This is a genomic window from Xanthomonas sp. F4 (genome assembly GCF_011761895.1).
Map to the genome: position 1 here is coordinate 176,411 of NZ_JAASQX010000004.1, position 23,895 is coordinate 200,305.

The 23,895-nt window shown below is 66.5% G+C and carries 25 protein-coding genes; 4 read left to right on the forward strand and 21 right to left on the reverse strand.

Annotated features, from left to right (window positions below):
- Positions 1-25: 25 nt before the first annotated feature.
- Both FHR66_RS15010 and hrpB read right to left on the reverse strand, forming a co-directional pair.
- Positions 26-196 (reverse strand): hypothetical protein, encoded by a 171-nt coding sequence (locus FHR66_RS15010; protein ID WP_160964524.1) that lies wholly within the window; start codon positions 194-196, stop codon positions 26-28.
- A 124-nt stretch (positions 197-320) separates the two neighbouring features.
- The gene (hrpB, locus tag FHR66_RS15015) at positions 321-3,008 is read right to left on the reverse strand and encodes an ATP-dependent helicase HrpB (protein WP_160964522.1); all 2,688 of its coding nucleotides are present in this window, start codon (positions 3,006-3,008) and stop codon (positions 321-323) included.
- Positions 3,009-3,105: 97 nt separating this feature from the next.
- On the opposite strand from hrpB, the gene FHR66_RS15020 reads away from it, so the two are divergent.
- A complete protein-coding gene (locus FHR66_RS15020; RefSeq protein WP_160964520.1) occupies positions 3,106-3,903 on the forward strand; it encodes a TatD family hydrolase in 798 nt (265 codons plus the stop codon).
- A gap of 341 nt (positions 3,904-4,244) precedes the next feature.
- Here FHR66_RS15020 and FHR66_RS15025 read toward each other — a convergent pair whose 3' ends face one another.
- The 19 genes from FHR66_RS15025 to FHR66_RS15115 form a co-directional block, all read right to left on the reverse strand.
- On the reverse strand, positions 4,245-4,748 hold the full coding sequence (locus FHR66_RS15025) for a hypothetical protein (RefSeq protein WP_160964518.1): 504 nt from the start codon (positions 4,746-4,748) through the stop codon (positions 4,245-4,247).
- A 174-nt stretch (positions 4,749-4,922) separates the two neighbouring features.
- Complete coding sequence (gene panE / locus FHR66_RS15030) at positions 4,923-5,867, reverse strand: 2-dehydropantoate 2-reductase (RefSeq protein WP_160964516.1); 945 nt, start codon at positions 5,865-5,867, stop codon at positions 4,923-4,925.
- Between the two features lie 172 nt (positions 5,868-6,039).
- Entirely contained in the window at positions 6,040-7,143 is a 1,104-nt protein-coding gene (locus FHR66_RS15035) for an OmpA family protein (protein WP_343160647.1), read from the reverse strand.
- Between the two features lie 55 nt (positions 7,144-7,198).
- Positions 7,199-7,807 (reverse strand): hypothetical protein, encoded by a 609-nt coding sequence (locus tag FHR66_RS15040; protein ID WP_160964514.1) that lies wholly within the window; start codon positions 7,805-7,807, stop codon positions 7,199-7,201.
- On the reverse strand, positions 7,807-8,481 hold the full coding sequence (locus FHR66_RS15045; protein ID WP_160964512.1) for a TadE family protein: 675 nt from the start codon (positions 8,479-8,481) through the stop codon (positions 7,807-7,809). Before FHR66_RS15045 ends, FHR66_RS15040 begins: the two co-directional genes overlap by 1 nt.
- Entirely contained in the window at positions 8,478-8,864 is a 387-nt protein-coding gene (locus tag FHR66_RS15050; protein ID WP_160964511.1) for a DUF192 domain-containing protein, read from the reverse strand. The genes FHR66_RS15045 and FHR66_RS15050 overlap by 4 nt, the downstream gene beginning before the upstream one ends.
- Positions 8,861-9,751 (reverse strand): type II secretion system F family protein, encoded by an 891-nt coding sequence (locus FHR66_RS15055; RefSeq protein ID WP_160964509.1) that lies wholly within the window; start codon positions 9,749-9,751, stop codon positions 8,861-8,863. Before FHR66_RS15055 ends, FHR66_RS15050 begins: the two co-directional genes overlap by 4 nt.
- A complete protein-coding gene (locus FHR66_RS15060; protein WP_160964507.1) occupies positions 9,748-10,596 on the reverse strand; it encodes a type II secretion system F family protein in 849 nt (282 codons plus the stop codon). The genes FHR66_RS15055 and FHR66_RS15060 overlap by 4 nt, the downstream gene beginning before the upstream one ends.
- Positions 10,596-12,323, reverse strand: coding sequence for an ATPase, T2SS/T4P/T4SS family (locus tag FHR66_RS15065; protein WP_202394526.1), 1,728 nt, complete (start codon positions 12,321-12,323; stop codon positions 10,596-10,598). Before FHR66_RS15065 ends, FHR66_RS15060 begins: the two co-directional genes overlap by 1 nt.
- Positions 12,324-12,353: 30 nt before the next feature.
- The gene (locus tag FHR66_RS15070; protein WP_160964506.1) at positions 12,354-13,736 is read right to left on the reverse strand and encodes a type II and III secretion system protein family protein; all 1,383 of its coding nucleotides are present in this window, start codon (positions 13,734-13,736) and stop codon (positions 12,354-12,356) included.
- A gap of 233 nt (positions 13,737-13,969) precedes the next feature.
- Positions 13,970-14,803, reverse strand: a complete 834-nt coding sequence (gene cpaB / locus FHR66_RS15075; protein WP_160964505.1) for a Flp pilus assembly protein CpaB — start codon at positions 14,801-14,803, stop codon at positions 13,970-13,972.
- A 38-nt stretch (positions 14,804-14,841) separates the two neighbouring features.
- On the reverse strand, positions 14,842-15,036 hold the full coding sequence (locus FHR66_RS15080; protein WP_160964504.1) for a hypothetical protein: 195 nt from the start codon (positions 15,034-15,036) through the stop codon (positions 14,842-14,844).
- A complete protein-coding gene (locus FHR66_RS15085; RefSeq protein WP_237475207.1) occupies positions 15,033-15,725 on the reverse strand; it encodes a hypothetical protein in 693 nt (230 codons plus the stop codon). Before FHR66_RS15085 ends, FHR66_RS15080 begins: the two co-directional genes overlap by 4 nt.
- A complete protein-coding gene (locus FHR66_RS15090; protein ID WP_237475206.1) occupies positions 15,722-16,549 on the reverse strand; it encodes a TadE family protein in 828 nt (275 codons plus the stop codon). The genes FHR66_RS15085 and FHR66_RS15090 overlap by 4 nt, the downstream gene beginning before the upstream one ends.
- Positions 16,550-16,560: 11 nt before the next feature.
- Positions 16,561-17,313: a hypothetical protein gene (locus tag FHR66_RS15095; protein WP_237475205.1), complete on the reverse strand. Its 753-nt coding sequence runs from the start codon at positions 17,311-17,313 to the stop codon at positions 16,561-16,563.
- Positions 17,314-17,354: 41 nt separating this feature from the next.
- Positions 17,355-18,863, reverse strand: coding sequence for a pilus assembly protein TadG-related protein (locus tag FHR66_RS15100; RefSeq protein WP_237475204.1), 1,509 nt, complete (start codon positions 18,861-18,863; stop codon positions 17,355-17,357).
- A 173-nt stretch (positions 18,864-19,036) separates the two neighbouring features.
- Positions 19,037-19,312 carry a pilus assembly protein gene (locus FHR66_RS15105; protein ID WP_160964502.1) on the reverse strand — a complete coding sequence of 92 codons (276 nt, stop codon included), beginning with the start codon at positions 19,310-19,312 and terminating at the stop codon, positions 19,037-19,039.
- A 680-nt stretch (positions 19,313-19,992) separates the two neighbouring features.
- A complete protein-coding gene (locus FHR66_RS15110) occupies positions 19,993-20,808 on the reverse strand; it encodes an ABC transporter permease (RefSeq protein WP_160964501.1) in 816 nt (271 codons plus the stop codon).
- A 19-nt stretch (positions 20,809-20,827) separates the two neighbouring features.
- Positions 20,828-21,829: an ABC transporter ATP-binding protein gene (locus tag FHR66_RS15115; RefSeq protein ID WP_184449929.1), complete on the reverse strand. Its 1,002-nt coding sequence runs from the start codon at positions 21,827-21,829 to the stop codon at positions 20,828-20,830.
- Between the two features lie 137 nt (positions 21,830-21,966).
- Between FHR66_RS15115 and FHR66_RS15120 the strand changes: the two genes are divergently transcribed.
- The 3 genes from FHR66_RS15120 (at position 21,967) to FHR66_RS15130 (ending at position 23,866) form a co-directional block, all read left to right on the forward strand.
- Entirely contained in the window at positions 21,967-22,677 is a 711-nt protein-coding gene (locus FHR66_RS15120; RefSeq protein WP_237475211.1) for an FAD-binding oxidoreductase, read from the forward strand.
- A gap of 413 nt (positions 22,678-23,090) precedes the next feature.
- Complete coding sequence (locus tag FHR66_RS15125) at positions 23,091-23,669, forward strand: hypothetical protein (protein ID WP_160964500.1); 579 nt, start codon at positions 23,091-23,093, stop codon at positions 23,667-23,669.
- A complete protein-coding gene (locus tag FHR66_RS15130) occupies positions 23,666-23,866 on the forward strand; it encodes a helix-turn-helix transcriptional regulator (RefSeq protein ID WP_160964498.1) in 201 nt (66 codons plus the stop codon). Before FHR66_RS15125 ends, FHR66_RS15130 begins: the two co-directional genes overlap by 4 nt.
- Positions 23,867-23,895: the final 29 nt, after the last annotated feature.

Below are 23,895 nucleotides of genomic sequence, written 5' to 3' on the forward strand. Positions count from 1 at the left end.
TCGCCCGCCTACCGTATACGGGGCGTTAGCGCAGCGCCGCGGATTCGTCTGCCGGCTGAATGCGGGGCGTGGATTTGGTCGCGCCATCGACGGCTGAGTGCGCCGCGTGGGCCTGCCACGCGCGCTGCCGTTGCCGCGTGGCGCAGCGGTGGCTGGCCATCGGGTCGAGCCGCTTGGAGCCGATTGCGGCTTTCATGACGGCCAATCGGCCTAGGTACGCGCGTGCGTGGCCGCATCGGCGCTCGGACGTGGTCCCGCTTCCCTGGCGCAACCCCGCGTAAGCATGGCATGACGCGCTTACGCGGGGCCGATGACACACGCTAGGTACCGCGCGGCTTGGCGCGGTGGCTGGCAGTGGCGGTCCAGGGGTCGTCCGGCCAGGGGTGGCGCGGGTAGCGACCCTTCATTTCCTTCTTCACTTCCGGGTAGGTGCTGGACCAGAAATTGCGCAGGTCCTGGGTGACCTGCAGCGGCCGCCCGCCGGGCGAGAGCAGGTGCAGCAGCAGCGGCACACGGCCGTCGGCGATGCGCGGGGTGTCGGCCAGGCCGAACAGCTCCTGCAGCTTGACCGCCAGCACCGGCGGCTGCGGCTGCCCGGCGTGGTCCAGGCTGTAGTCGATGCGCCGCTCCATGCCCGACGGCACCGCGATGCGCACCGGTGCGTGGCGGTCGATGGCCTGGCGTCGGTCCCACGGCAGCCGCGCTTTCAGCGCCTCGCCCAGCTCGTCCTCGCTCAGCGCATCGAGCCGGGTCTTGCCGGCAAAGGCCGGGCGCAGCCAGTCGTCGAGGCTGTCCAGCAGCGCGGCATCGCCCAGGTCCGGCAGGTCCAGTTCCGGCATCCACTGGCGCAGTCCCGCCACCCGCGCGCGCCACTGCGTCAGACCCTCGCTCCAGGGCAGCGCCTGCAGTCCGAGTTCGCGTACCGCCTCGGTCAATGCCGCGGCCGCCTGCGCCGGCTCGACGCGGCCAGCGGGGCGGCTGTCGAGCACGATGCGATCGAAGCGGGTCTCGCGCAGCGCGCTCAGCGCGCGCCGCTCGGCATCCCAGCGCACCACGTCTTCCTGCGCGAAGCGCTGCGGAAACTGCGCGCGCAGATAGGTCTCGTCCACGGGCGCGGCGCGCAGCAGTAGTGCGTCCTTGGCCTCGTGGCGCAGTTCGGTGGCGACCAGCCAGGGCTCGCCGCGCAGGTCGCTGTGCTCGAACAGGCGCACGCTGCGGCCGTTGACCAACTGGTAGCGCAGCGGATCGCTGGGGTGACGTGTACCGATGCGGTCGGGGAAGGCATGCGCCAGCAGATCGCCGAGTTCGTGCGCCTCCACGCTGTCCGGCGCTGCGGCCTCGCTGCGCAGGCGCCGCCGCCATTGCTTGGCCGCCGCGTCGATCGCCGCCAGCGCGCCGCGGTTGGCGTCGTGCGGCACGCGGCCGCGGCGGAACGCGGCCAGGGCACGCCAGCGCGCGGCCAGCGCATCGCCGCCCTGGCGCAGCGGATCGCGCGCTTCGATCAGGGCGGCGAGGTCGCAGGCCAGCGCCTGCGCGCGCGCATCGTTGGCCGCCAGCAGCATCGCCGCCAGCCGCGGATGCGTGCCCAGCGCGAGCATGCGCCGGCCGCTGGCGGTGATGGCGCCGCCGTCGGCGAGCGCGCCGAGCCGCTGCAGCAGCTCACGGGCGGCGGCCAGCGCACCGGCTGGTGGCGGATCGACGAAGCGCAGGCCATCGCTGCCCCAGGCCGCCAGCTCCAGCCCCAGCCCGGCCAGCTCCACCTGCAGGATCTCGGCGCGGCGTTGCGCCTCCAGGCGTTGCGACTGCGGCCACAGCCGGTAGGCCCAGCCGCTGGCGACGCGGCCGGCGCGACCGGCGCGCTGATCGGCCGATGACTGGGCGATGGCGGTCACGTCCAGCCGCGAGAAGCCGCTGTTGGGATCGTAGTGCGGCTCTCGCGCCAGCCCGGCATCGATCACCACGCGCACCCCGGGCAGCGTCACCGAGGACTCGGCGACATTGGTCGCCAGCACCACACGTCGTCGCCCCTGCGGATCGGGCTGCAGCACCTTGCTCTGTTGCTCCACCGGCAACTCGCCATGCAGTGGCAACACCTCCACCCCGCTCCCTTCTCCCCCCGGGAGAAGGTGGCGCGCAGCGCCGGATGAGGGTGCGTCCAAGGCGGTGCCGGCTGGGGTAACGCCAGAGGCGATGCCAACTGGGGCCATGCCCGATGCGCCATCTCCTGGCGCTATGCCCGCCACCGCACCACCGCCGACACCCGCTGCTATGCCCGCCACCGCGCCACCGCCGACACCCGCCGCTTCCAACGCCGCCTGCACCCGCCCGATCTCGCGCTGCCCGGGCAGGAACACCAGCACATCGCCCGGATGCTGCTGCAGCGCATGCTCGATCGCACGCCGGGCCTGCGCTTCCAGCGACTCCTCGCGTCGCGCCGGGAAGTGCGCGATCTCCACCGGGAAACTGCGCCCGGCGCTGGATAGCCGCGGAGCATCCAGGAACTGCGCCAGACGCTCGCCGTCCAGCGTTGCCGACATCACCACGATGCGCAGGTCCTCGCGCACCTGCGCCTGTACGTCCAGGGCCAGCGCCAGGCCCAGGTCCGCGGCCAGGTGGCGCTCGTGGAATTCGTCGAACAGCAGCGCGCCGACCCCGTCGAGCATCGGGTCGTCCTGCAGCATGCGGGTCAGGATGCCCTCGGTGACCACCTCGATACGGGTACGCGCGGACACCTTGTTCTCGAAGCGGATGCGGTAGCCCACGGTCTCGCCCGGCGCTTCGCCGCGCTGCCGGGCCATGAAGGTAGCGGCGCTGCGCGCGGCGACGCGGCGCGGTTCCAGCATCACGATGCGCCGGCCTTGCAGCCAGGGCGCGTCGAGCAGCGCCGGCGGCACCTGGGTGGTCTTGCCGGCGCCGGGCGGGGCTTCCAGCACCAGGCGCGGATGGGCGGCGAGGCTGTCGCGGATCTGCGGCAGCAGCGGGTCGATCGGAAACACGGCGGACGTCATCGGCCAAGGATACGGGGCCGCTGCGCCGCTGTAGAGCGGTGGCAGGCCCACGGCCCGTACAATCAGCCGCTTTCCCGGCTGATTCCCGCGCAACCGCATGACCCTGATCGACATCGGCGCCAACCTCACCCACGAGTCCTTCGATCGCGACCGCGACGCGGTGCTGGAGCGCGCCCGCGCCGCCGGCGTCGCGCAACTGGTGGTCACCGGCGCCAGCCGCGAGCACTCGCCGCTGGCGCTGCAGTTGGCGCGGCAGCATCCGGGCCTGCTGTACGCCACCGCCGGCGTGCATCCGCACCACGCGGTGGAATACACCGCCGAATGCGATGCCGAACTGCGCGCGCTGCATGCGCATGCCGAGGTGGTGGCGGTGGGCGAGTGCGGCCTGGACTACTTCCGCGACTTCTCGCCGCGGCCGGCGCAGCACCGCGCCTTCGAGCGGCAACTGCAGCTGGCGGTGGACACCGGCAAGCCGCTGTTCCTGCACCAGCGCGACGCTCATGCCGACTTCATGGCACTGATGCGCCAGTTCGACGGCAAGCTCGGCCCGGCGGTGGTGCATTGCTTCACCGGCAGCCGCGAGGAACTGTTCGACTACCTGGACCGCGACTGGTACATCGGCATCACCGGCTGGCTGTGCGACGAACGCCGCGGCGCGCACCTGCGCGAGCTGGTGAAGCACATTCCCGCCGAGCGGCTGATGATCGAGACCGACGCGCCGTACCTGCTGCCGCGCACGCTCAAGCCGACGCCGAAGGACCGCCGCAACGAGCCGGCGTTCCTCGCGCACATCGTCGAGGAACTGGCGCGTGACCGCGGCGAGGACGTAGCCACTGTCGCTGCTTCCAGCACTGCCGCCGCGCGGACCTTCTTCCGTTTGCCGATGCCGGCCTGAGCGGGCCGGCGCGTTGGGGTTGGGGTTGGGGATTGGCGATTCGGGATTCGGGATTCGGGATTCGTAAAACCGCGCGCTGCCCGCATCTTTTGTAGGAGCGGCTTCAGCCGCGACCGGGCACCCGTCGCGGCTGATGGTCCGTCGGCCATGCCGATCCTCTGCGCGACCCTGCCGGTCAATGCGCCGGTGGAGATCTTGGACGGAGTGGGTTGGGATTTTCTTGTGGGAGGGGCTTCAGTCCCGACGCCTGACAATGTCAATCGGCGTTGGGCTTCATTCGTCGCGGCTGAAGCCGTTCTTACGAGTGTCAGTGCGACTCGCCTGGGCAGCACCCACCCTCCTCAATCGACCTGCGCGTCCTCGCGCTTCGCTTCGGCCATCGCTTCCGGCTCCAACTCCTCGGCGCTGCGGTTGAGCTTGACGAACACGCCCCAGGCGACGAGCAGCAGTGCTGCGCACAGGCCGACCGCGGCGGCGTAGGGCAGCTTGGCCGGGTCGTCGTGCATCAGTTCGAAGATCGACACCAGGGTCTCGATCGCCAAGGCGATGACGATGACCACGAAGAACCGGGACAGATAGCGGCGCACCCTGGTCGGTCCGCTGACCTTGACGTCGCGCTGCACCTCTTCCTCGTAGATGGTCTGGCCCAGTTCCAGGGTCACCAGCGCCACGGTGAGCAGCCCGATCGCCTCCAGCACCACGTTGAAGCGGTCGCGCACCACCAGTTCGCCGCCCGGCGTCAGGCCGTGCCACAGCTCCAGCACGGCCATGCAGATCAGCCCGGCCGCGCACAGCAGGAACAGCACGATGATGAGGAAATGCCCGCCGCGGAACAGTTTTTCCATGCGCGTGCCCGTTGCCGCCCCTAAGTGGTGGGCGAGCATAGGCGCCAGGCGCGTCAGCGGCGCGCGAAGATGCATGTCCTATGGGGTAAGGGGCACCATGACTGCGGCGCGCAGCGCACCGTGGCAGGCGCGAAGGACGGGACGGCGTACCGAACCGCTTCCTCGCGGCGCCCGTCAGCGTGCGGGGAGGCCGGCCTGGTATGCCTGCAGGTGGCAGTACGCGGCCATCAACAGCGGTGCGGCGTGCCCGGCGCTGCGGGCGCGGGCGAGCATGTCGCCGACGATCTGCTGTGCTTCCACCTGCTGCCCGGCTTCCAGGTCGCGCAGCATCGATGCCTTCATCGGCGAGCCGGGCTGGGTCAGCAATTGCAGCGCGCTGGCTTGCGCCGCCTCGGGCACCGGTTCGCCGGTGGCCGCCGCCACCGCCGTGCATTCGGCATACAGGCCACGCACCAGCGTCACGCCATCGTCGCTGGCGACGATGCGCCCGATCGGCGCTCGCATCAGGCAGGTGGCCGCCGCCAGCGCGGTGAGGAAGGTGTACTTGATCCATTGTTCCTGCGCGATCCGCGGCGCAGCCAGATGATCCACTTCGGCCTGCGTGCAGGCCTCGGCCAGGGCACGCACGCGCGCGCTGTCGGCACCGCGCCCGTCGCGCTCGCCGAAGGTCAGCGAGGCCGGCTTGGCCAGGTGCTGGATCGCGCCATCGGCGTCGAGCACGGCGCTGATGAAGCACAGCCCACCGATCACCCGTTCCGCACCGAAGCGCGCATCCAGTGCCCGGTAGTGGCGCAGGCCATTGAGGATCGGCAACACGCTGGTGCCGTCCAGTACCGCCGGCGCCACCGCGTCCAGCGCACTGTCCAGGTCATAGGCCTTGCAGCTGAGCAATACCAGATCGAACGGCCGTGCCTGTGCCGCGCCGGGCAATGCTTCTACCGTGAGTGTCTTGACCGCGATCGCCGCATCGCCGCGCGGACTACGGATGCGCAGACCATCGCGTTGCAGGCGCGCGGCCCGCGCTGGTCGCACCAGGAAGCTGACATCGACGCCGGCCTGGGCCAGGCGTCCGCCAAAGTAACCGCCGGTCGCACCGGCACCGAGAATGAGGATACGCATGGGACGAGGGTCGCAAGAGAGTGGGGATGCGACCCGCTGTCGGGACGCGTACCGGCAAACGCGTGGCTGCGCGTTTGCCGGCGGTGCGACGCGAGCGGCAGTGCCGCTGTGCCACACCGAAACTGTGCAGGCAACGAGGGCGCGACCGCACGCGGCAGCGCCCCTGCGCGGCTCAGTTCTTCTTTACCAGCTCGACGCGGCGGTTCTGCGACTTGCCTTGCTCGGTCGCATTGTCCGCCACCGGATCGGCATCGCCGAAGCCCGCCGCACTCAGCCGCGACGCCTCGATGCCCTGCGCGACCAGCGCGGCGACCACCGCCTTGGCGCGCCCTTCCGACAGCGTCTTGTTGTGCGCGGCATCGCCGGTGCCGTCGGTGTAGCCATTGACGGCCAGCTTCAAAGTCGCGTCCTGCTTGAGCAATTGCACGACCTGCGCGATCTGCGGTTGCGAATCGGGCAGGATATCGGTCTTGTCGGTGGCGAAGTTGACGTGCAGCGCCACCTTGCCGGTCTTGTCGATCTGCGTCTTCAGTTCGCTGGCCGGCAGCAGGCTGGCGGTGACCTGCAGCGGCTTGGTCTCGGCGATCAGCAGGCCGCCGCCGAACTGGTAGCTGCACAGGTGGATCCAGATGTCGCGGTCGGCGCGATGCACCACGAACACCTGCACCGGGTTGTTCCAGACATCGCCCAGGCCGCTGTTGTACTTGGTGGCGAAATCCCGCGGCCATTCCTTGATCTTCTGCGTGGCCGCTTCGGGAATCCGGCCGTCGAAAATCTTTTTGCCACCGAGCGCAGTGACCATGGCCTCGATGTTGCGTTCCAGTTCGATGTCCGAGAACGTTTTACCGTCCGCCGCATTGATCTGCGCCGACCAGACCTTGCCCTCGACCGGTTGCAGGCGATCACCGGTCCAGAACGGAACTTGATCGAAGTCGGTGCCATCCGGTTTGTTACCGGTGACATATCCGCTGGGCAGGGCGATGTAGGGGAAGTCTCCCAACGGGACGTCGGACACCGGCAAGCTGGCCGGGTCGAATGTGGCACTGGTGGCAGGTTGCTGTGCGGAAGCTTCCTGCGTGCTGCCGGCGGTCGCCGCGGGGGGCGTTGCCTGATCGTCGGAATGCGCGGGCTGCTCATGCTTCTTGCAGGCACTCAGACTTGCGATGACGGCCAGGACCAACGTCGCCGCTACTGCTCTTTTCACAGAGGTACTCCTTGTCGGGGGACGAACAAAACTAGTGTAACGGGAGGTCGGCCGATCTTGCCGCAGAACCATGAATCCGCGTCGACCGGCAATGGCGACACACGTTTGGATCGCAGCATAGGCGCGATCAGTGCGTCGGGTCGGGTGGCTGGAACAGCGCGTCCGGTTGCGGGCCATAGTCGACGCGTTGGATGTCCCAGTGCTGTTGCTGTTCCATTCCGGTCTTGCCGCGATAGGCGAGCACCAGGCCGGTCTCACGGTCCAGCCACATCGTGCCTTGCCGGGTTCTGCCTGGTCCGTCCGGATTGGCCAGGCGGTACCGCCATTGCACCGCGTCGCGGCCCGCACGCAGGCCGCTGTCGCCACGCTGGCAGTCGGCGAACATCCCAAGTCCCGCGCAGGGTTGCTCCGGATCGAAGCGTAGCGGCCAGCGCATGCCGGGAACGGGCATCGCGCCGCCCTGCTGGCCGACGATCCAGCCGGTGGGCGCACCCTTTGCCAGGATCAGCGCATACGACCGACCGCTGGCATCCTGGAACTGGATGCGCAACGCGTCGTCGCGAAAGAACACCGTCGCCGGCTGCGCCGCGCCGCGCGGCTGGATCCGGCTCAGGCCGCCAAGTTCGTTGGTGCTGACCTGCGCCACGCCGGAGAACGCGGCGTCCTCGGCGCACGCCGAGCCGGCAATGATCTGGCACAGCAGTGCAACGCACGCCAGCAGCGCGAGACGGGACATCACTTGTCCAGGTTGCCCTGTTTGGCGATGGGTGACTGCATGCGCACGATGGCGTAGCTTTCGATCGGCAGGCGCCGGGTGAACGTTTGAAGGGGAGAGGACTCGAATGTGCCCGGCTTCAGATACTGGGAATTTCCACCCAAGACCCAATCGACGAAAGGAACTACCAACGGTGCGTCGTAGACCACCTTGATCTTGAGGATGTTGGCGTCCTGGACATTTACCCCACTGCTGCCGATCGCGGTGCTGCGGTAGGCCAGCGTGTCGTTGGGCAACGCATAGCTGCCGTCGTACTGGCGCTCCTTGAAGTTGTTCCATGCGGCGCGGGTTGGATTGATGACGGTGATGTGACCGTGCATCTTCAGCGTCAGATCGAGCTGGGCTGCCCGACGTGCGGTTTCCACGCCCATTAGGCTTTTGTCAGTGGCGTACAGCGGCATCATGCCCTTCTCGAAAGCGGCACGCATTTCTCCTCGATCCACCCCGCTCACCGCGCCCGCGCGCGCTGCCATAAGCGCAGCATAGTCGAGCGTGGACTTCATGCGGTACAGCAGCACCGCCTGGATGACGGCGAGCAGTAGGAACAGCAGCACCGGCGTGATGATCACCAGTTCCACCATGGATTGGCCGCGCATCGACGTGCGACTGCGGAGGGTGCGGACGCGTGCATTCATGACCGGACTCCCGGAGAGGAAGGCGCCGGCGCGGTGGCGCGCCAGTGCCAGTGTTCGCCGCGCTGCGGTTGCAGGCGGTCCAGCGCACCGCCATGGAACTCAATGGTGGCCGCGGCGCGCCGGCATAGTGCCGTGCGATACGGTCTGACGTTCTCGCGCCACTCCAGCACGGCATCGTCGTGGCCCAGGAACACCAGATCCAGCGGGTAGGCCATGCCGATGGTATGCACGCTGGCGCAGGGGCGGATCAGCAAGGCCTCCGATCCGTCCGTGGCCAGCGCCGGGCGCGCCAGCAGCCCGCGCGCGCGCGACCACCAGGTATCCGCGGCCCACACCTGCGGGATTGGGGCGCCGGCGCTGCGCTCGATGCACCCGCGTTTCACAGGATCCCCTCCTGCAGCATCTTCAAGTAGATGAAATAGCCCAGGAACAGGAAGATCAGCGGGAAGAAGAACATCACCAGCGGCAGCATCATCTTCACCGGTGCTTCCAGCGCCAGCTTCTCGGCGCGCAGGAAACGTTCCTCGCGGCGCTGGTTGGCCTGCGCGCGCAACGTGTCGCTGAGGTTGGCGCCGACCTTGTCGGCCTGGATCAGTGCGCTGGTGAAGCTGGTGATCTGCGCGATGTCCATGCGCTCGGCCATGCGCCGCAGCGCTTCGGCGCGCGGCAGGCCCGCGCGCAGATCGCGCAGCATGCGCGAGAACTCCTGCGACAGCGCGCCTGAGGGTCCCTTCGCGACGGCCTGTTCGATGCCGCCGGTGACGTTCAGGCCGGCCTCGACCGCCATGGTGATGAAGTCCAGGTAGATCGGCAGATCGCGCACCACGGTCTTCTGCCGCGCCTTGCGGCGCTCGCCCAGCCACAGGGCGGGATACAGCCAGCCGAGCACGCCGCCGAACAGCAGGCACATCAGGCCCGAGCCGATGCCGAGGTGTCCGAGCATGCCGGTGCACAGCAGGAAGAAGACAACGACAACCAACGCGCTGGCCATGCGCAGGCCATAGAACTCTTCGGGCGTCAGCGTGTAGTCCTGGCCGGCGGCCTGCAGCTGGCGGTGGGTCTGTTCCAGTTGCGCCACGCTCAAGCGCGGCGCGATGCGCCGGGTCAGCACCGTGACCAACGGCCACATGAGTTGCATCAGTCGCGGCAACGGATCGTAGTAGGTGCGGTCCTCCAGCTCGACTTCGCGGATCACCCCGCGCGTGCCGATGACCACCAGCGCGACGGCGCCAGCGGCGAGAAGCGCGACGAGGGCGAGCATCCAGGTCATACGTCGATCGTCATGATCTTCTTGCAGAGGCGGTAGCCCAGGTATTCCATGACCAGGCAGATGGTGATCACCACCCAGCCGTGCCAACTGTGGAACATCGGCTGCATGGTTTCGCTGTACATCAGACTGAGATAGCCGATCAGGAACACCGGCAGCATCGCCATGACGATGCCCTGCAGGCGGCCCTGGGCGGTCAGCGCTTTCACCTTCTTCTCCATCGTCAGGCGCCGGCGCAGCGTCTCGGCCAGGGTCGCCAGGGTCTCCGCCAGATTGCCACCGACTTCGCGCGAAATGTTGACCGCCGAGACGAACAGCTCCGCGTCGGTGATGGGGACGCGCTTGCTGAAGTTCTCCATCGCCTCTTCGGCGCGAAGCCCCATGTGTTGTTCGCGCAGCACCAGCGCCAATTCCTGCGCCAGCGGCGGTTGCCCGTCGTGGACCAAGACCTCCATCGCCGGCGCAAACCCGACGCCGGCACGCAGGCTGCTGGACAGCATCTGCAATGCGTCGGGGAGCTGCTCCTGGATCTGCTCGAGCCGGCGCTTGCGCAGGAACGCGTAGATCTTGCGTGGCGCAAAGAGCAGGAAGATGCCGATCAGTACCGCGATGATCAGGCTGCCGGTCAGCATCCACACCAGCAGCGGGACGATCACCATCACCACGGCGCTGATCATGTAGACCTGGGCCGGATCCAGGAACAGGAACATGTCCGCCAGGTTCATGCGCGCCTGGTCCATGAAGCTTTCGCGGTAGCGCTTCAGAAACTGCTCGCTGGAGCGCGCGATCAGCAGGAATGCCGTCACGGTCCCGGCGAACACCAGCAGGGCGATCAGCCACAGGGCCATCAGCGCGCGCTTCCCTGGTTGCGGAAGATGCCCAGGTCCACCGACACGCCGCGCTCGGCGAGTTCCTCGTAGAACTCGGGCACTGCACCGGTCGCGACGAAGTTGCCGGCGACCTTGCCGTCGGGGCCATGGTAGGTGGTGGGCTTGAACAGGAACAGATCCTGCATCTGGATGGTGCCGCTTTCGATGCCGGTGATCTCGGTGATGTGACTGACCTTGCGCGAGCCACAGGGATAGCGGCGCTGGTGCACGATCAGGTTCACCGCCGACGCGATCTGTTCGCGCACGACGACCATCGGCAACTCCATGCCGGCCATCATCACCATCACCTCGAGGCGCGACAGCGTCTCGCGCGGATTGTTGGCGTGCGCGGTGGTCAGCGAGCCTTCGTGGCCGGTGTTCATCGCCTGCAGCATGTCCAGACACTCGCCGCCACGGCACTCACCGACCACGATGCGATCCGGGCGCATACGCAGCGCGTTCTTGACCAGATCGCGGATAGTGATCTGGCCTTTGCCCTCCATGTTGGGCGGGCGTGCCTCCAGTGCCACCAGGTTTGGCTGCACCAGCTTGAGTTCGGCCGCGTCCTCGATGGTGACCACGCGGTCGCCATCGGGGATGAAGTTCGACAGGATGTTCAGCAGCGTGGTCTTGCCCGAGCCGGTACCGCCGGACACGACGATGTTGCGGCGCTCGCGCACCGCCATGATCAGGAACTCCAGCATCGCCTCGTTCAGCGATCCGAACTTCAGCAAGTCCTCGCCCAGCAGCCGGCGCGTGGCGAACTTACGGATGCTGATACTGGGGCCGCGTAGGGCGACTGGCGGAATCACCGCGTTGACGCGCGAGCCGTCCTTCAGGCGCGCGTCGACCAGTGGCGAGCTTTCGTCGATGCGCCGCCCCAGTGGAGTGACGATGCGCTCGATCGCGGCCAGGCAGGCGCGTTCGTTGGAGAACACCACTTCGGATTTCTGGATGCGCCCGGCACGCTCGATGAAGATGTCGTCATGGGAGTTGACCATGATTTCGGTGACGGTCGGATCGTCGATCAGGTCTTCCAGCGGCCCCAGCCCGATCGCCTCGTCCAGGACCTGCTTGGCCAGCCGGCGCGGGCTGATGTCCGCTGGCAGGTCGCTGAACTCGCGTTTGATGATGTCGTCGATCAGGTTGATGGTGCTGTCGCGCAGCGCGCTGTCATCCATGCTGCGCACGTCCATGCGGCGCAGATCCATCTGCCGCACCAGCGCCATGTGCAACTTGGTGCGCCAGGTGGCGATATCCGATGGCGGCGGCCCGGCCACCACCATGTCCGTCGCGACAGGCGCAGGCGGCTGGCGATCAGGTGCCGCGTCGGTTGCGGGCGCTACCGCCGCCGCCTCGGTCTTGACGGCCGCGCTGTCGTTGGCGGCCGGCGTCTGCCTGACGATACGTGCGTCGTCGCCGCTGACCTTCAGCATGTACTGGCCGATGCGGATCTCGTCCTTGCCGTCGATCGGCCCCTGCTTGGCCAGCACCACCTTGCCGTTGAGCGTGATCGGTTCGCGCCCACCCAAGGGCAGGATGAACACGCCTTCCTCCTCGCGCAGCAGCGTGGCGTGCTTGCCGGCGATGTTCCAGCCCTGCAGCATCACCAGGTTGGCGTCGGCGCGGCCGATGCCGCACTCGCGGTGCATGCATTTGACCTGGCGCGTATCGCCTCCCGGCGTATTGATCAGCACTGTGAACATGGCGGTGAACCTTGCGCTCCGTGGGGTGGGTTACTTGATCAACTTGTCTTGCCGTGGGCTGATCTCGTCCTGCAATTCCTTCTCGATCCCCTGGGCACGCTGCAGATCCTGCAGGTTCTCCGGCGAAGTCGGGCTGACGATGCGCGGGGTCACGAAAATGACCAGTTCGGTCTTGTTGCCACGGAAGCCATCGGAGCGGAACAGCTTGCCCAGGATCGGGATGTCGCCCAGCAGCGGCAGTTTGTCCACGGCCTTGGAGGCCTCCCGATCGAGCAGGCCGGAAATGACGATGGTCTGGCCGGCATTGACGTTCAGCTCGGTCTCCACGCGCCGGGTCAGGAAGCCGGGAACGCCCTGCACCGACACCGATGGATCGATCCGGCTGACTTCGGCCATGATCGAGGTATTCACCTGATTGGACGAGTTGACCGTCGGGTTGATGTTCAGGCGGATGCCGTATTCCTTGTACTCGATCTGGGTCTGGCCGAGGATCGACGGCACCACGATCGGCACTTCGCCGCCGACCAGGAAGGTCGCGTTGCTGCCGCTCTTGGCGCTCAGCTTGGGCTGCGCGAGCACCCAGGCCTTGCCGCGGCTCATCAGCAGGTTGATCTTCGAGGCGATGGTGGTGGCGATGCCGAAGTAGCCCTGCGGTCCGGACAGCCTGGTCGGCAACCGATCCTTGATGTCCTGGAAGGTCTGGTTCTCCTGCGGCAGCACGCGGAAGTAATCGTTTTTGGTGACGTCGCGGATCAGACCGCCGATCGGGCCGTCGATGGTGCTGTCCCAGCGGATGCCCAGATCCTCCACGGCGTTCTTGTTGAACTCCATGATCGACACGTCCATCTGCACCATCGGCCGCATGCCCACCGGGTCGGCGCCGGCGAAGTTCAGCACCTGCGGATAGATCTTCTGCAGCGCCTGGATCTTTGCCGTGGTGGCGGCGTCGATGTCGTTGCCCGAGATCACCACGTTGGAGCCGATGGCCCGCACGGTGATGCCCGGCGTATTGCCCAGCAGTTCGCGCACGGTCTCGGCCGCGCCTTCGGACTTGCTTCCCCCCACCGTCACGCTGACGTCGCGCTGGCTGCCATCGGCCATCCACAGGTGCACGTTGGTCTCGCCGGGCTTGGTACCGATCATGACCACTTCGGACTTGCCGACCGAGAAGACACTCAGGACCTCGCCGTCGCCGACCGCGATGCGCCGCAGTGCCCCGGGGACTCGCCGAACCACGGCCTCGCCGGCATAGATGCTTTGCGACGACTGGATCAACGGGGCGACCGACGGCTTCTTGTCACCGGCCAGGGCGACGCCGCCGCCACCGCCCGACGAGGCGCCGCTGCTGCCCAGTTCCTGGATCTGCGATTCCACCGATTGCTTGAACTGGTCGACCTGGCGTCCTTGCGCCATCAGGCGCGCCTGCTCGGCCGAGGGTGTATCCGCTGCCTGACCAGCCGCCGGTGCAGCCTGCGTTGCAGGCCGTGCCACCGCTGCAGCCTGCGCGGAAGACCGTGCCGCCGGTGCAGCGCTCGCGGCCTGTTGTGCCGATGCATTCCATCCCCCGATGCCCGCCAGCAACACGCCGGCCAACCATGGCGCCGATGCTCCGGCCTTGCTCCTGCGACGTGTTGCCTGCGTCATGCTTAACCCTTTCCGCCAATGATGAACTCAACGCGGCTGCTTCCGCTGCCTATGTCTGCCGAATCGCCGGAACCCAGCGACCGCAACAACTGACTCTCGCTCATGCCCGTTGCTGCGCCTGGCGATGTGTCTTTGATCTCGCGCAGCAGCACGCGCACCGCCCCTACCTTCGAGGCGACGGCCAACTGCTTGGCCTGGTACTGGTCCAGCTCCAGGGTCACGCTGGAAAAGCCGGTGGACGTATTGGCTTCCTCGCCGTCCTTCGGCGTCGGCGCCTCGCCGATGCGGCTGCCGGCGGCCAGCACCTTGACCTTCTGCAGCAGTGGGAACACCTGCGCGCCCGCGCCCTGGCCACCATTGCCGCCGGTGGTGGCGTCCTTGACGAAGAAGATGTCGATCAGGTCGCCTGGCGCGATCATGCCCGAGATCGAATTGTTCTCGTCGACACTCATCGTGTAGGCGACCTTGCCCTTGGGAATCAGCCGCGAGAACTGGTCGTACAGCGGAACCAGGGCGCTGGCGCTCAAGGGCGCACCACCGCGTGCTGGTGCACGCAGCATCCTGCCTTCGAACTGGGTGTGATTGTCGGGCGTGACCGCATCGGCGGGCGCGAACTCGGCCGGGATCGTGCGCAGGGCCAGATCGCCACCTTGCAGGATGGCGCCCTGCGGCAAATCGTTCACTGGCACCGCGACGTCGACCATCGGTCGGTTGTCCTGGGTCCGTTCCGCGACCGTGGTACGGATGTAGCTGACCGCGATGAAGGCCGCAAGGCCGGCCATGACCACGGCGATCAGGATGAAAAGAACGTTCTTGCTGAGTTTGGGTTTCTGCATTGAAGAAGTGCCGTCGGCGGGTTTGTCTCGAAAAGGATTCAGCCCGTCAGCACGTCGGAGACCGAAATGGCATAGACGAACGCGGCATAGAGTTCTTTCAGGGTGGTCACCACTTCAGTGATCACGTCGGGCTTGGCGATCAGCACGATCACCAGCGCCATGACCACCACGGTGTATTCGATCGTGGACTGGCCGCGCTGCAGGCGCCGGCCGGGCAGGGCAAGCGCGTTCATTCGACCACCGCCACGATCACGGTGCCGGTCTGCCCCCGGCTCGAGGTCACGGTGACGCGATCGTCCTGCCGGGTGAAACGGGAGACGCAGTGCGGGCTGCTCGCAGTGCAGGTCGACGAGGAGCCGTCGCGGGAATAGCCCTGACCGGCGAAGTACCGCGCGTAGTACTGCTGGTTCTGCAGCGGCGTGTAGCGGTTGAGCATGCTCAGTGTCCTGACATGACGCGGGGTGTCCATGTAGACGATGTCCTCGGCGACCTGTGTGTCGGGCAGCCGGCCGAAGCCTTTGCCGACGCCGTCGGCGGGGAGGTTTCTCTTCGGAATTTCCATCACGCCGATCTGGCCCTGCGTACGGTTGGCATCGCCACTCAGTTCCACCGTGATGTAGTAGCCGCTCTTGGTCATGTGGCCGAGTACGGTCTTGCTGCCGGCCGGCGTCGCCACGACCAGATCGCCCCATGCCTTGCGATAGAACTGCTCGACCTGCTGCGGCGACTGGGCGACGCGGAATCGGCTGGCGCGCATCGCGATGCCGTTGTAGAGCATGTGGTCGGACACGACCTCGCCGGAGGCTTCGTCCGGGACCGGGACGTCCGGCCAGTCCACCGCACGCGCCGGCTGCGCCGCCACCGCAGACAGCAGTGCGCCCAGCCCGCTGGCGAGCATGCGATGGGAGCGGCGCGCGTTCATGGCTTGCCCGGCTTGACCGGATAATTGGCCAGCTTGTCCGAGGGCACGACATCCGGCTCGATGGTGCCCAGCTCCAGGTCGCCGAGGGAGCCGACCATCGGCAGGATCGGCTTCAACGGCTTGACCATGTCGAAGATGCGATCGAGGCCGCTGAAGTAGGACACTGGCGCCAGCGGACGCACCGCGCTGACCACGCTCCGCGGTCCACTGCGTGGCCCGGACGCGTTCCAGGCATCGGTCAGCAGGGTCTGGTGGCGCTTGTCGACCAGATTGAGATTGTCCAGCGGTTCCAGAAAGCGCGCAGGTCGTCCGTCCGTCGTCTTCAGATCGCGATAGTTCAGTGTCACCTCAGCGGTGACATAGCCGTTGCGATTGGGCGGGAACGCGCCGTCGGCGAAATTCCGCGGCACGAGCCCGGCCGCGTTGTCGACATAGCCGGGCGAACTGCTGTTGGCGGTTCGCGTGATCGACAGGTCGCTCTTCTCCAGCAACTTCCGGTTGGAGAAGGTGTTGAGCATCTGGTCGGCGAACGCACCGCTGCCGTTGCCGGACGCACGGCTGGTGATCGGCGTATCGGCGTCGGCAAAGTTGCGGTCCAGCGCGCGTTGCTGCAACTGGGCGCGACTGGGCGGTTGATAGTTGTTGGCCACGCTGGCTTCCCAGGCAGCATTGCGCGCGGCTTGCATCGCCATTTGCTTGCTGTGTCCCAGTTTGGCGACGACGGGAATCAGCAGGAACAGCGGAACCAGCACGGCGGCACACACCGCCAGCTCCACCATCCCCTGTCCGTGCATCCTGCGCGGTGAAAAGAACGTCGTCTTCATCCTGCGTCCTCCTAGTTCTCTTCCTTCCCGCCCGCCACGTTGGAAGGAATCAGGCCGCTGCCGAGGCTGAACGACTTGACCTGCAGCAAGCAGCCGTTGCCGCCCTGCAGCGGTTTTGCGTCCAGTGGAATGGACTGCAGATAGTTGCCTGCGCCGTCAACCGTACAGCCGGCAACGTCCGCGGGAGAGTCGGAAAAGCCCCATTTGGTGCCGCCAGACCACATGCACACTTCCTGCTTGCCGTTTTGCCAGCGCATGCACGGCTGGCCCTTGATCTGGCTCTCGCCCGCCAACTTCCAGCCGATTGACTGAACGTTCTGACGCTCCTGGGTTCGGGCGTCGCTATCCAGCGCGGTGTACATGCCGCTCGTGTCTTCGACAGTGCTCTTGTCCGTGTGTTGCTCGAGCTTGATCATGCAGGTGGCTTGCGCGCTGTCGCCATCGACGCCAAGCGTCCAACTGACCTGATGTGCGAACTGGCGGTGGGCGTCGATCATGATCTCGACCTCGCCGGTTCCCAGCTTCGCCTCTTCTTCTGCGGAGAGCGCACGCATCGGCATGCCGGAACCGCGGCAGGCATCCAGCTTTGCCTGGTAGTTCTTGCGCTCCCAGTTTTCGCCTCCCATACGCGATTCCCATGTCAGGACCACGTGGAGTGCAGGGAGTGACTTGACGCCACTTTCGGAGGACGAAGATTCTTCGCCGCTATTGCCTTCTGTCGCGTCGTGCGATTGGCACCCGGCGGTGAACGCCAGAGATGCCATGCACACAAGTGCCAAGGGGCGAAGTCGATTGGTTGATACCATCATGGAGCAAGCACCAGGAATCTGCGGTCAGAATCGGGAGTCTTCACCAGGCGCGCCTGCCAGTACGGGCTGAACAGGCTGCCTTTTTCGAACTTTCCGTCGCCTCTGCCCCACACCGAGCGCCGGAAGGCGCTGAGTTCATAGGGCCGGTTGAAGTAGACCTGGGCGCTCGCCATCGCACGCAGTTGCTCGCCGTGCGCCTCGTCGTTGAGTTGCATGCGCCCGCTGCCGATCTTCAACGCGGAACTGGTGCGCGCCTTGGCGATCTGAGTGCCTACTTCGACGGTATAGATCGGCCCTGCGTCGGCGCCATCGGGGCTCTGCGAATAGGTGTCCTTGACATCGTGATACCTGGGGCTGATGCCATAGCGATAGCCGCTGAGGAATGCCTTGTCGCGCTTGAATTCTGGCGTGACAGCAGGGTCGCCCTCGATGAATCTGCCAGCGATATCGCTACTTCGGGTGCCGTTGTAGGCCTGGTAGCGGCGGCCGTCATAGGGCGATTTCCAACCCCGCCCATTGTTCATACCGGCGAAGAAACTCGGTTTGCGCCCGTTCACCGCCTGAGTTCCACCCCAGCCGATCGGAAACTTGAAGGTCTTCAAGAACAGGGGCAGACGGAACTGAAAGGCGTCCACACCCGACCAGCGGTCGTACTCGACCATGTCGGTGCCGCCGTTGTTGTTGAATACGCCGAATGCGGTGCCGTCGCGTGCGCGCGTGAACGTGTCGCGAGACGCCATCACGACATTGCGATAACGCTCGCCGCCCTGATTGACGCTTCTCAGGCCCGCGCCACGACCAGGATCATAGGATTGAAGTTGGTTGCCGGCCAAGCGAACGTTGTTTGCAAGTACGAACTTGCCGCCTGTCGTCAGATCGGCATCTGGCACGTTGTCCTTGACCACTTTGCTTGCCATGGTGAAGACGTTGGCTTCTGACGCAAACGTGCTTACAGCTGCCTCGGCGGCCAGCGAGTAGGGATGGTCGAGTGCCTGGTCCAGCCAGGTGGTGGTGACATTCGCGGCCTGCAGAAAGAGGATTCGGAACGCCTTGATGGCTCTATTGAGCACGGTCATCGCGCGATCGATGGCGATCAGCGCTTCGCCCAGGCCAGGCACCCAGAACAGCAGCACTTCTGCAAACTTGTTGAATTTTTCGAAGTGGACCGTGGTGGAGTGGACCATGGTCAGCCAGGAGTTGAGGCTGACGATCTGCGCGATCGCCACTTCGTTGGCGACGCGTCCGCGATTCAGATAGGCAGCGAAATTGCGCGCGCGTGCCTGTTCGACGGCGATGCTGTACGCAGCGGCATCGGCGGCATTGGTGAGTTCGACCTTCTTACCGACCACCTGGCCGGTGTTGAATGTCACCAACAGCCCCACGCACAGCACCATCAGGAATACCAGCACCATGGGCATGGCCTGCCCTCGCATCCTAGAGCGGACGCGGAGCGGCCCCGGCGCGACCATCGTGGTCGAGTGATTGGCGGCGGCGATGGTCACCATACGGCTTCCTTCGGGCAATACCACGCCGAGGGCACGACGCACGCGTCGGACCCGGCTGGTTCCATTGGATTTGGGGTGTGCTAGCTGAGCGCAGAAGCCCGCGTAGGGCTGCTGCCGACAAGATCAACGGCAGGCCACCATCTGCCCGCGCCGGGCAGATGGTGGCAAGGGCCTTACTTGTTGCCGTTGTACTTGTCCATGCCCTTGTCGTTCTGGGCCTGCTGCTGCGCCTTGCCTGCATTGGTGCCAGCGCGGCCGATCATGCCGCTGGCATCCTTGCCCGACAGTTCCTGCGCCATACCGGCGACCTGGCTGCGGACGGTGCCGCCGAAGAACGTGAACACGCCGATCGCCGCGATCGCGATCAGGGCCACGATGATGATGTACTCGGTCATGCCCTGGCCCTGCTGCTTGCGGCCGAAGCGGATGGGCTTGCGTTGGATCTTCATCTGATTCCTCTCCTTGGCTCGATCGCCCAATTACCGGCAACACACAAACGTGCCAGCGGCAACGTGTGGCGACATGGGTTCATTAAGTGAAGTCGTTCACGGAGACGAAGCTGGTCTCCGGCCCGCGCTTTACGTCCAGTAAAGAGATGGTGTGTAGCGGACGTGTGCACTGTAGCGTCGGCTTATTGCCGTTACAAGAAAAGTTGCGTTAATAAATTGGCGATAAATTTGATGTGAATCACACTATAGAGTCAAACTTTGGACGCGTGCGATCCCGTATGGAATATACAATTGTGAATTCGGTGCAGTCGCGCCGTGCGCACCGTCAGATTTGGCTGTGATGCGTGGCGGATATGTCGGCATGTTGCACGGGATGCCGTCCGCGAATGGCGCTCCGTCCGCGATCCCACGCGCGGGGCGGGGTGACCGCGGGCGGCCGGCGACGCGGGACGAGACAGTCGGCAATGTGTATCGATGCGGAGCAAGGCAGATTCGCTTGCTCCGGTCGGGCCGGTAAGGCCGCAGCATCGAATGGCGGGTGACCTGCCGCCACGCTGCTTGCAGTCAGAGGAACCGGGCGGACACGGGACGCATCCAGCGGCCCCGGCGCCTGGATGCGTCGGGCATGCGAAGGCGTGGAACCCCTGGACGCCGGGGTAGTGCGGAGAGCACGCGGGGCGTCAGCTCCGCAACCCCACCCCGCGCCGCAGCAGCCACAGCGCCAGCGCCGACAGCACCGCGACGAAGCCCAGCATCAGGCTGTAGGCCACCCACACCGGCACGTCGCTGCTGCCGAGCAGGCCGTAGCGGAAGGCGTTGACCATGTAGAAGATGGGGTTGGCGTGGGTCGCGGCCTCGGCCCAGCCGGGCAGCAGCTTGACCGAATAGAACACGCCGCCCAGATAGGTCAGCGGGGTCAGGATGAAGGTCGGCACGATCGCCACGTCGTCGAACTTCTTCGCGTAGACCGCGTTGATGAAGCCGGCCAGGGAGAAGATGGTCGCGCCCAGCAGCACCGTCGTCAGGGTCACCAGCGGGTGCGGGATGCGCACCGGGGTGAAGAACATGGCGATGATCAGCACGATCACGCCGACCATCAGCCCGCGCAGCACGGCGCCGGCGACGTAGCCCCACAGGATCACCCAGTTGGGCATGGGGCTGACCAGCAGTTCCTCGACGTGGCGGCCGAACTTGGCGCCGAAGAAGCTGGAACTGATGTTGCCGTAGCTGTTCTGGATCACGCTCATCATCACCAGGCCGGGGACGATGAATTGCATGTAGCTGTAGCCGCCCATGTCGCCCACGCGCGAGCCGATCAGGCCGCCGAAGATCAGGAAGTACAGGGTCATGGTGATCGCCGGCGGCACCAGGGTCTGGCCCCAGATGCGCAGGATGCGCTTGACCTCGCGGCGCACGATGGTGCCCAGCGCGACCCAGTTGCGCTGGGCCGGGGTGGCGTCGGAAACGGGGAGGGTGGAATCGGTCTGGGTGGTCATGGTCGTCGCCGTGGGGGCATCAGGGAGTGGCGGGCGGCGGCGTGGCGCCGGCGCTGGCCGTGGCGGCGTCGCGGTGCTCGCCGGTGAGGCGCACGAACAGTTCTTCCAGGCGATTGCTCTTGGTGCGCATGGAGCGCACGCGGATGCCGGCGTCGCCCAGTGCGGCGAACACGCGGTTGAGGTCCATCGCCCGCGGCATGTCCAGGTCCAGGGTGTGTGCGTCCTGGGCGAGCAGGGTGGTGCCTTCGATCGCCGGCAACTGCGCCGGCAGCTCGCCGTCGATGTCCAGCAGGAAGCCTTCCACGTCCAGCTTGGCCAGCAGTTCGCGCATCGGTCCCTGTTCGACGATGCGGCCGCGGTCGATGATCGCCAGGTTGCGGCACAGGCTCTCCGCTTCCTCCAGGTAGTGCGTGGTGAGGATGATGGTGGTGCCGGCGGCGTTGATCTCGCGCAGCACGCGCCACATGTCGCGGCGGATCTCGATGTCCACGCCGGCGGTGGGTTCGTCCAGGATCAGCAGGCGCGGCCGGGTCATCATCGCGCGGGCGATCATCAGCCGCCGCTTCATGCCGCCGGACAGGGTGCGGCTCATCACCTGGGCCTTCTCCCACAGGTGCGCGCGCTTGAGTTCCACTTCGGCCAGGCGCTCGGCCTCGGCGCGCGGCATGCCGTAGAAGCCGGCGTAGTTGACCAGGATGTCGAAGGGCTTCTCGAACAGGTTGAAGTTGATTTCCTGCGGCACCAGGCCGATCAGGCGCATCGCCGCGCTGCGCTGGCTGCTCAGGTCGGTGCCAAACACCTCGACCTGGCCGGCGCTGAGGTTGACCAGCGAGCTGATGATGCCGATCAGGGTCGACTTGCCGGCGCCGTTGGGGCCGAGTAGGGCGAAGAAGTCGCCGGGCAGCACGTCCAGCGACACGCCATGCAGGGCCTGCACGCCGTTGTCGTAGGTCTTGCGCAGGTCGCGCACACGCAGGGCGGGCGCCGGCGTCTGGGAAGAAAGAGCAGGTGCGGGAGTCAAGGCGGGCCTTCGCGCCGCATCGACGGCGCAGGAGAAGTGCAGCCGCTATTATAGAAGACCTCGTGGGGTCGCCCCCGGCCACAGACTGTTGCATCTCCGTGCCTGCCCAATTCCCGCTGAAACTGGTCGATCGCCACATGCTGGCCCCGGCCGTCGGCCACTACCGCTTCGTCCGCGACGACGGCCAACCCCTGCCGTTCGCGCCCGGCCAGTTCGTGCAGGTGCACTTCCACTATGCCGACGGCACGGCGACCAAGCGCAGCTATTCGCTGGCCACCCGCCACGATCCGGCGCAGCCGGCCGACGCCACGGTGGAGATCGCGGTCAGCTTCGTCGCCGGCGGCGCGGCCACGGCGCTGTTCGAGGCGCTGGAGATCGGCGGCCAGGTCTGCGCCAGCGGTCCGTACGGGCGCTTCTGCCTGCAGCCGGGCGACAGCAACCGTCGCTATCTGCTGATCGCCACCGGCACCGGCGTCACCCCGTACCGCTCGATGTTGCCGCTGCTGGAAGCGGCGATGGCCGAGCGCGGCGTGGAGGTGGTGCTGTTGCTGGGCGCGCGGACGCCGGCCGAGCTGCTGTACGGCGACGAGTTCCGCGCCTTCGCCGAGACGCATCCCGGTTTCCGCTTCGTGCCGTGTTTCTCGCGCGAGTTGCCGGAAGCGCCGCATGCCGATGTGCGGCATGGCTACGTGCAGCAGTTCCTCGGTGAATTCGCGCCCCAGGCCGAAGGCGACATCGCCTACCTGTGCGGCAATCCGAACATGGTCGATGCCTGCTTCGATGCACTGAAGGAGGCCGGCCTGCCGGTGCAGCACATCCGTCGCGAGAAGTACGTCAGCAGCAAGTAGCGGTCGGCGCCGGCGTCTCTCGTAGGAGCGGCTTCAGCCGCGACCGCCTCGCTGGGAAGGTCTGTTGCGGGTGAAGCCGCTTGCTCCATAAATGCCGAGCGCGCTTCGCGCCCGCACCCTCACCCCAACCCCTCTTCCGAGGGGAGAGGGGCTTTGGCTTCTCCCATCTCCCCTCGGGACCATTGCCCCCTTTTGGGGGGAGGTGCTCTCCGCAGGGGCGGATGAGGGACGTCCGCATCCGGGCGCCGGCGGGTCCATCGATGCTTTCATCCCGTCTGTAAAGGACGCTTGACAGGCGTCCCCGCGGCGCGCATTCTCCTGTCAAGCGTGCTTGACAGGGGGAAGGTCAACACGACAAGGGGCGCAGCCGGAACGGGCGCCGGACCGGGTTGGACTGAGATTGGGGACAGGGCATGGGCAACTGCAGGCGCAACGCGATCGTGGTGCTGTGCGCGAGTCTGGCGCTGTTGGCGGCGGGGGCCTGGTTGCCGTTCGGCGGCAGCGCCTATCTGCGTGGGGTGTGCATGGGCGTCGGCATCGGCGGCCTGTTCATGGCGGTGTTGCTGTGGTGGTCGCGGGGCAGCCTGTACGACAGCGCGCCGCGGGCGCTGGCGCGGCGCTACTACCGCGAGTTCTTCCCGCCGATGGGGGCCTATGTGGTGGTGATGCTGTTCTGGAAGCGTCTGCTCGACAGCGTCGACGTGCTCTGGCTGCGCGTGGTGGTCGCGCTGCTGCCGGCATTGATGCTGGCGCTGGTGATCCGCGCGGTGGCGCGCTTCGTGCGCGATTCCGACGAACTGCAGCGGCGCATCGAGCTGGAGTCCATCGCCATCGCCGCCGGACTGACCTGTGGCGTCTACATGGCGGCCGGGTTCCTGCAGGCGGCGCAGGTCATCGCACTGTCGGCCTCGTCGGCGATGTTGTGGGTGTTCCCCGCACTGTGCATGACCTATGGGGTGGTCAAGGTCGCGAACGCGCGCCGCTACCAATGAACAGCCGCATCCGCGAACTGCGCGAGGCGCAAGGCTGGTCGCAGGGCGAACTGGGCGAGCGGCTGGGCGTGTCGCGACAGACCATCAATGCGCTGGAGACCGGCAAGTACGATCCGAGCCTGCCGCTGGCGTTCCGTATCGCGCGGTTGTTCGCGCACAGCATCGAGCAGGTGTTCCTGTTCGATGAGGCCGAGTAACCGCGTACTCCGTTCCATGCCCCACCGGG

Coding starts and splice junctions, on each gene's coding strand:
- FHR66_RS15080 (WP_160964504.1), bottom strand. CDS start 15,036: ATGAACGCGCTTGCCCTGCCCGGCCGGCGCCTGCAGCGCGGCCAGTCC.
- FHR66_RS15010 (WP_160964524.1), bottom strand. CDS start 196: ATGAAAGCCGCAATCGGCTCCAAGCGGCTCGACCCGATGGCCAGCCAC.
- FHR66_RS15065 (WP_202394526.1), bottom strand. CDS start 12,323: ATGTTCACAGTGCTGATCAATACGCCGGGAGGCGATACGCGCCAGGTC.
- cpaB (WP_160964505.1), bottom strand. CDS start 14,803: ATGCAGAAACCCAAACTCAGCAAGAACGTTCTTTTCATCCTGATCGCC.
- hrpB (WP_160964522.1), bottom strand. CDS start 3,008: ATGACGTCCGCCGTGTTTCCGATCGACCCGCTGCTGCCGCAGATCCGC.
- FHR66_RS15040 (WP_160964514.1), bottom strand. CDS start 7,807: ATGTCCCGTCTCGCGCTGCTGGCGTGCGTTGCACTGCTGTGCCAGATC.
- panE (WP_160964516.1), bottom strand. CDS start 5,867: ATGCGTATCCTCATTCTCGGTGCCGGTGCGACCGGCGGTTACTTTGGC.
- FHR66_RS15125 (WP_160964500.1), top strand. CDS start 23,091: ATGGGCAACTGCAGGCGCAACGCGATCGTGGTGCTGTGCGCGAGTCTG.
- FHR66_RS15085 (WP_237475207.1), bottom strand. CDS start 15,725: ATGAACGCGCGCCGCTCCCATCGCATGCTCGCCAGCGGGCTGGGCGCA.
- FHR66_RS15045 (WP_160964512.1), bottom strand. CDS start 8,481: ATGAATGCACGCGTCCGCACCCTCCGCAGTCGCACGTCGATGCGCGGC.
- FHR66_RS15035 (WP_343160647.1), bottom strand. CDS start 7,143: ATGGTTCTGCGGCAAGATCGGCCGACCTCCCGTTACACTAGTTTTGTT.
- FHR66_RS15110 (WP_160964501.1), bottom strand. CDS start 20,808: ATGACCACCCAGACCGATTCCACCCTCCCCGTTTCCGACGCCACCCCG.
- FHR66_RS15095 (WP_237475205.1), bottom strand. CDS start 17,313: ATGGCATCTCTGGCGTTCACCGCCGGGTGCCAATCGCACGACGCGACA.
- FHR66_RS15025 (WP_160964518.1), bottom strand. CDS start 4,748: ATGGAAAAACTGTTCCGCGGCGGGCATTTCCTCATCATCGTGCTGTTC.
- FHR66_RS15055 (WP_160964509.1), bottom strand. CDS start 9,751: ATGACCTGGATGCTCGCCCTCGTCGCGCTTCTCGCCGCTGGCGCCGTC.
- FHR66_RS15130 (WP_160964498.1), top strand. CDS start 23,666: ATGAACAGCCGCATCCGCGAACTGCGCGAGGCGCAAGGCTGGTCGCAG.
- FHR66_RS15070 (WP_160964506.1), bottom strand. CDS start 13,736: ATGGCGCAAGGACGCCAGGTCGACCAGTTCAAGCAATCGGTGGAATCG.
- FHR66_RS15120 (WP_237475211.1), top strand. CDS start 21,967: ATGCTGGCCCCGGCCGTCGGCCACTACCGCTTCGTCCGCGACGACGGC.
- FHR66_RS15105 (WP_160964502.1), bottom strand. CDS start 19,312: ATGAAGATCCAACGCAAGCCCATCCGCTTCGGCCGCAAGCAGCAGGGC.
- FHR66_RS15060 (WP_160964507.1), bottom strand. CDS start 10,596: ATGGCCCTGTGGCTGATCGCCCTGCTGGTGTTCGCCGGGACCGTGACG.
- FHR66_RS15020 (WP_160964520.1), top strand. CDS start 3,106: ATGACCCTGATCGACATCGGCGCCAACCTCACCCACGAGTCCTTCGAT.
- FHR66_RS15090 (WP_237475206.1), bottom strand. CDS start 16,549: ATGAAGACGACGTTCTTTTCACCGCGCAGGATGCACGGACAGGGGATG.
- FHR66_RS15100 (WP_237475204.1), bottom strand. CDS start 18,863: ATGGTGACCATCGCCGCCGCCAATCACTCGACCACGATGGTCGCGCCG.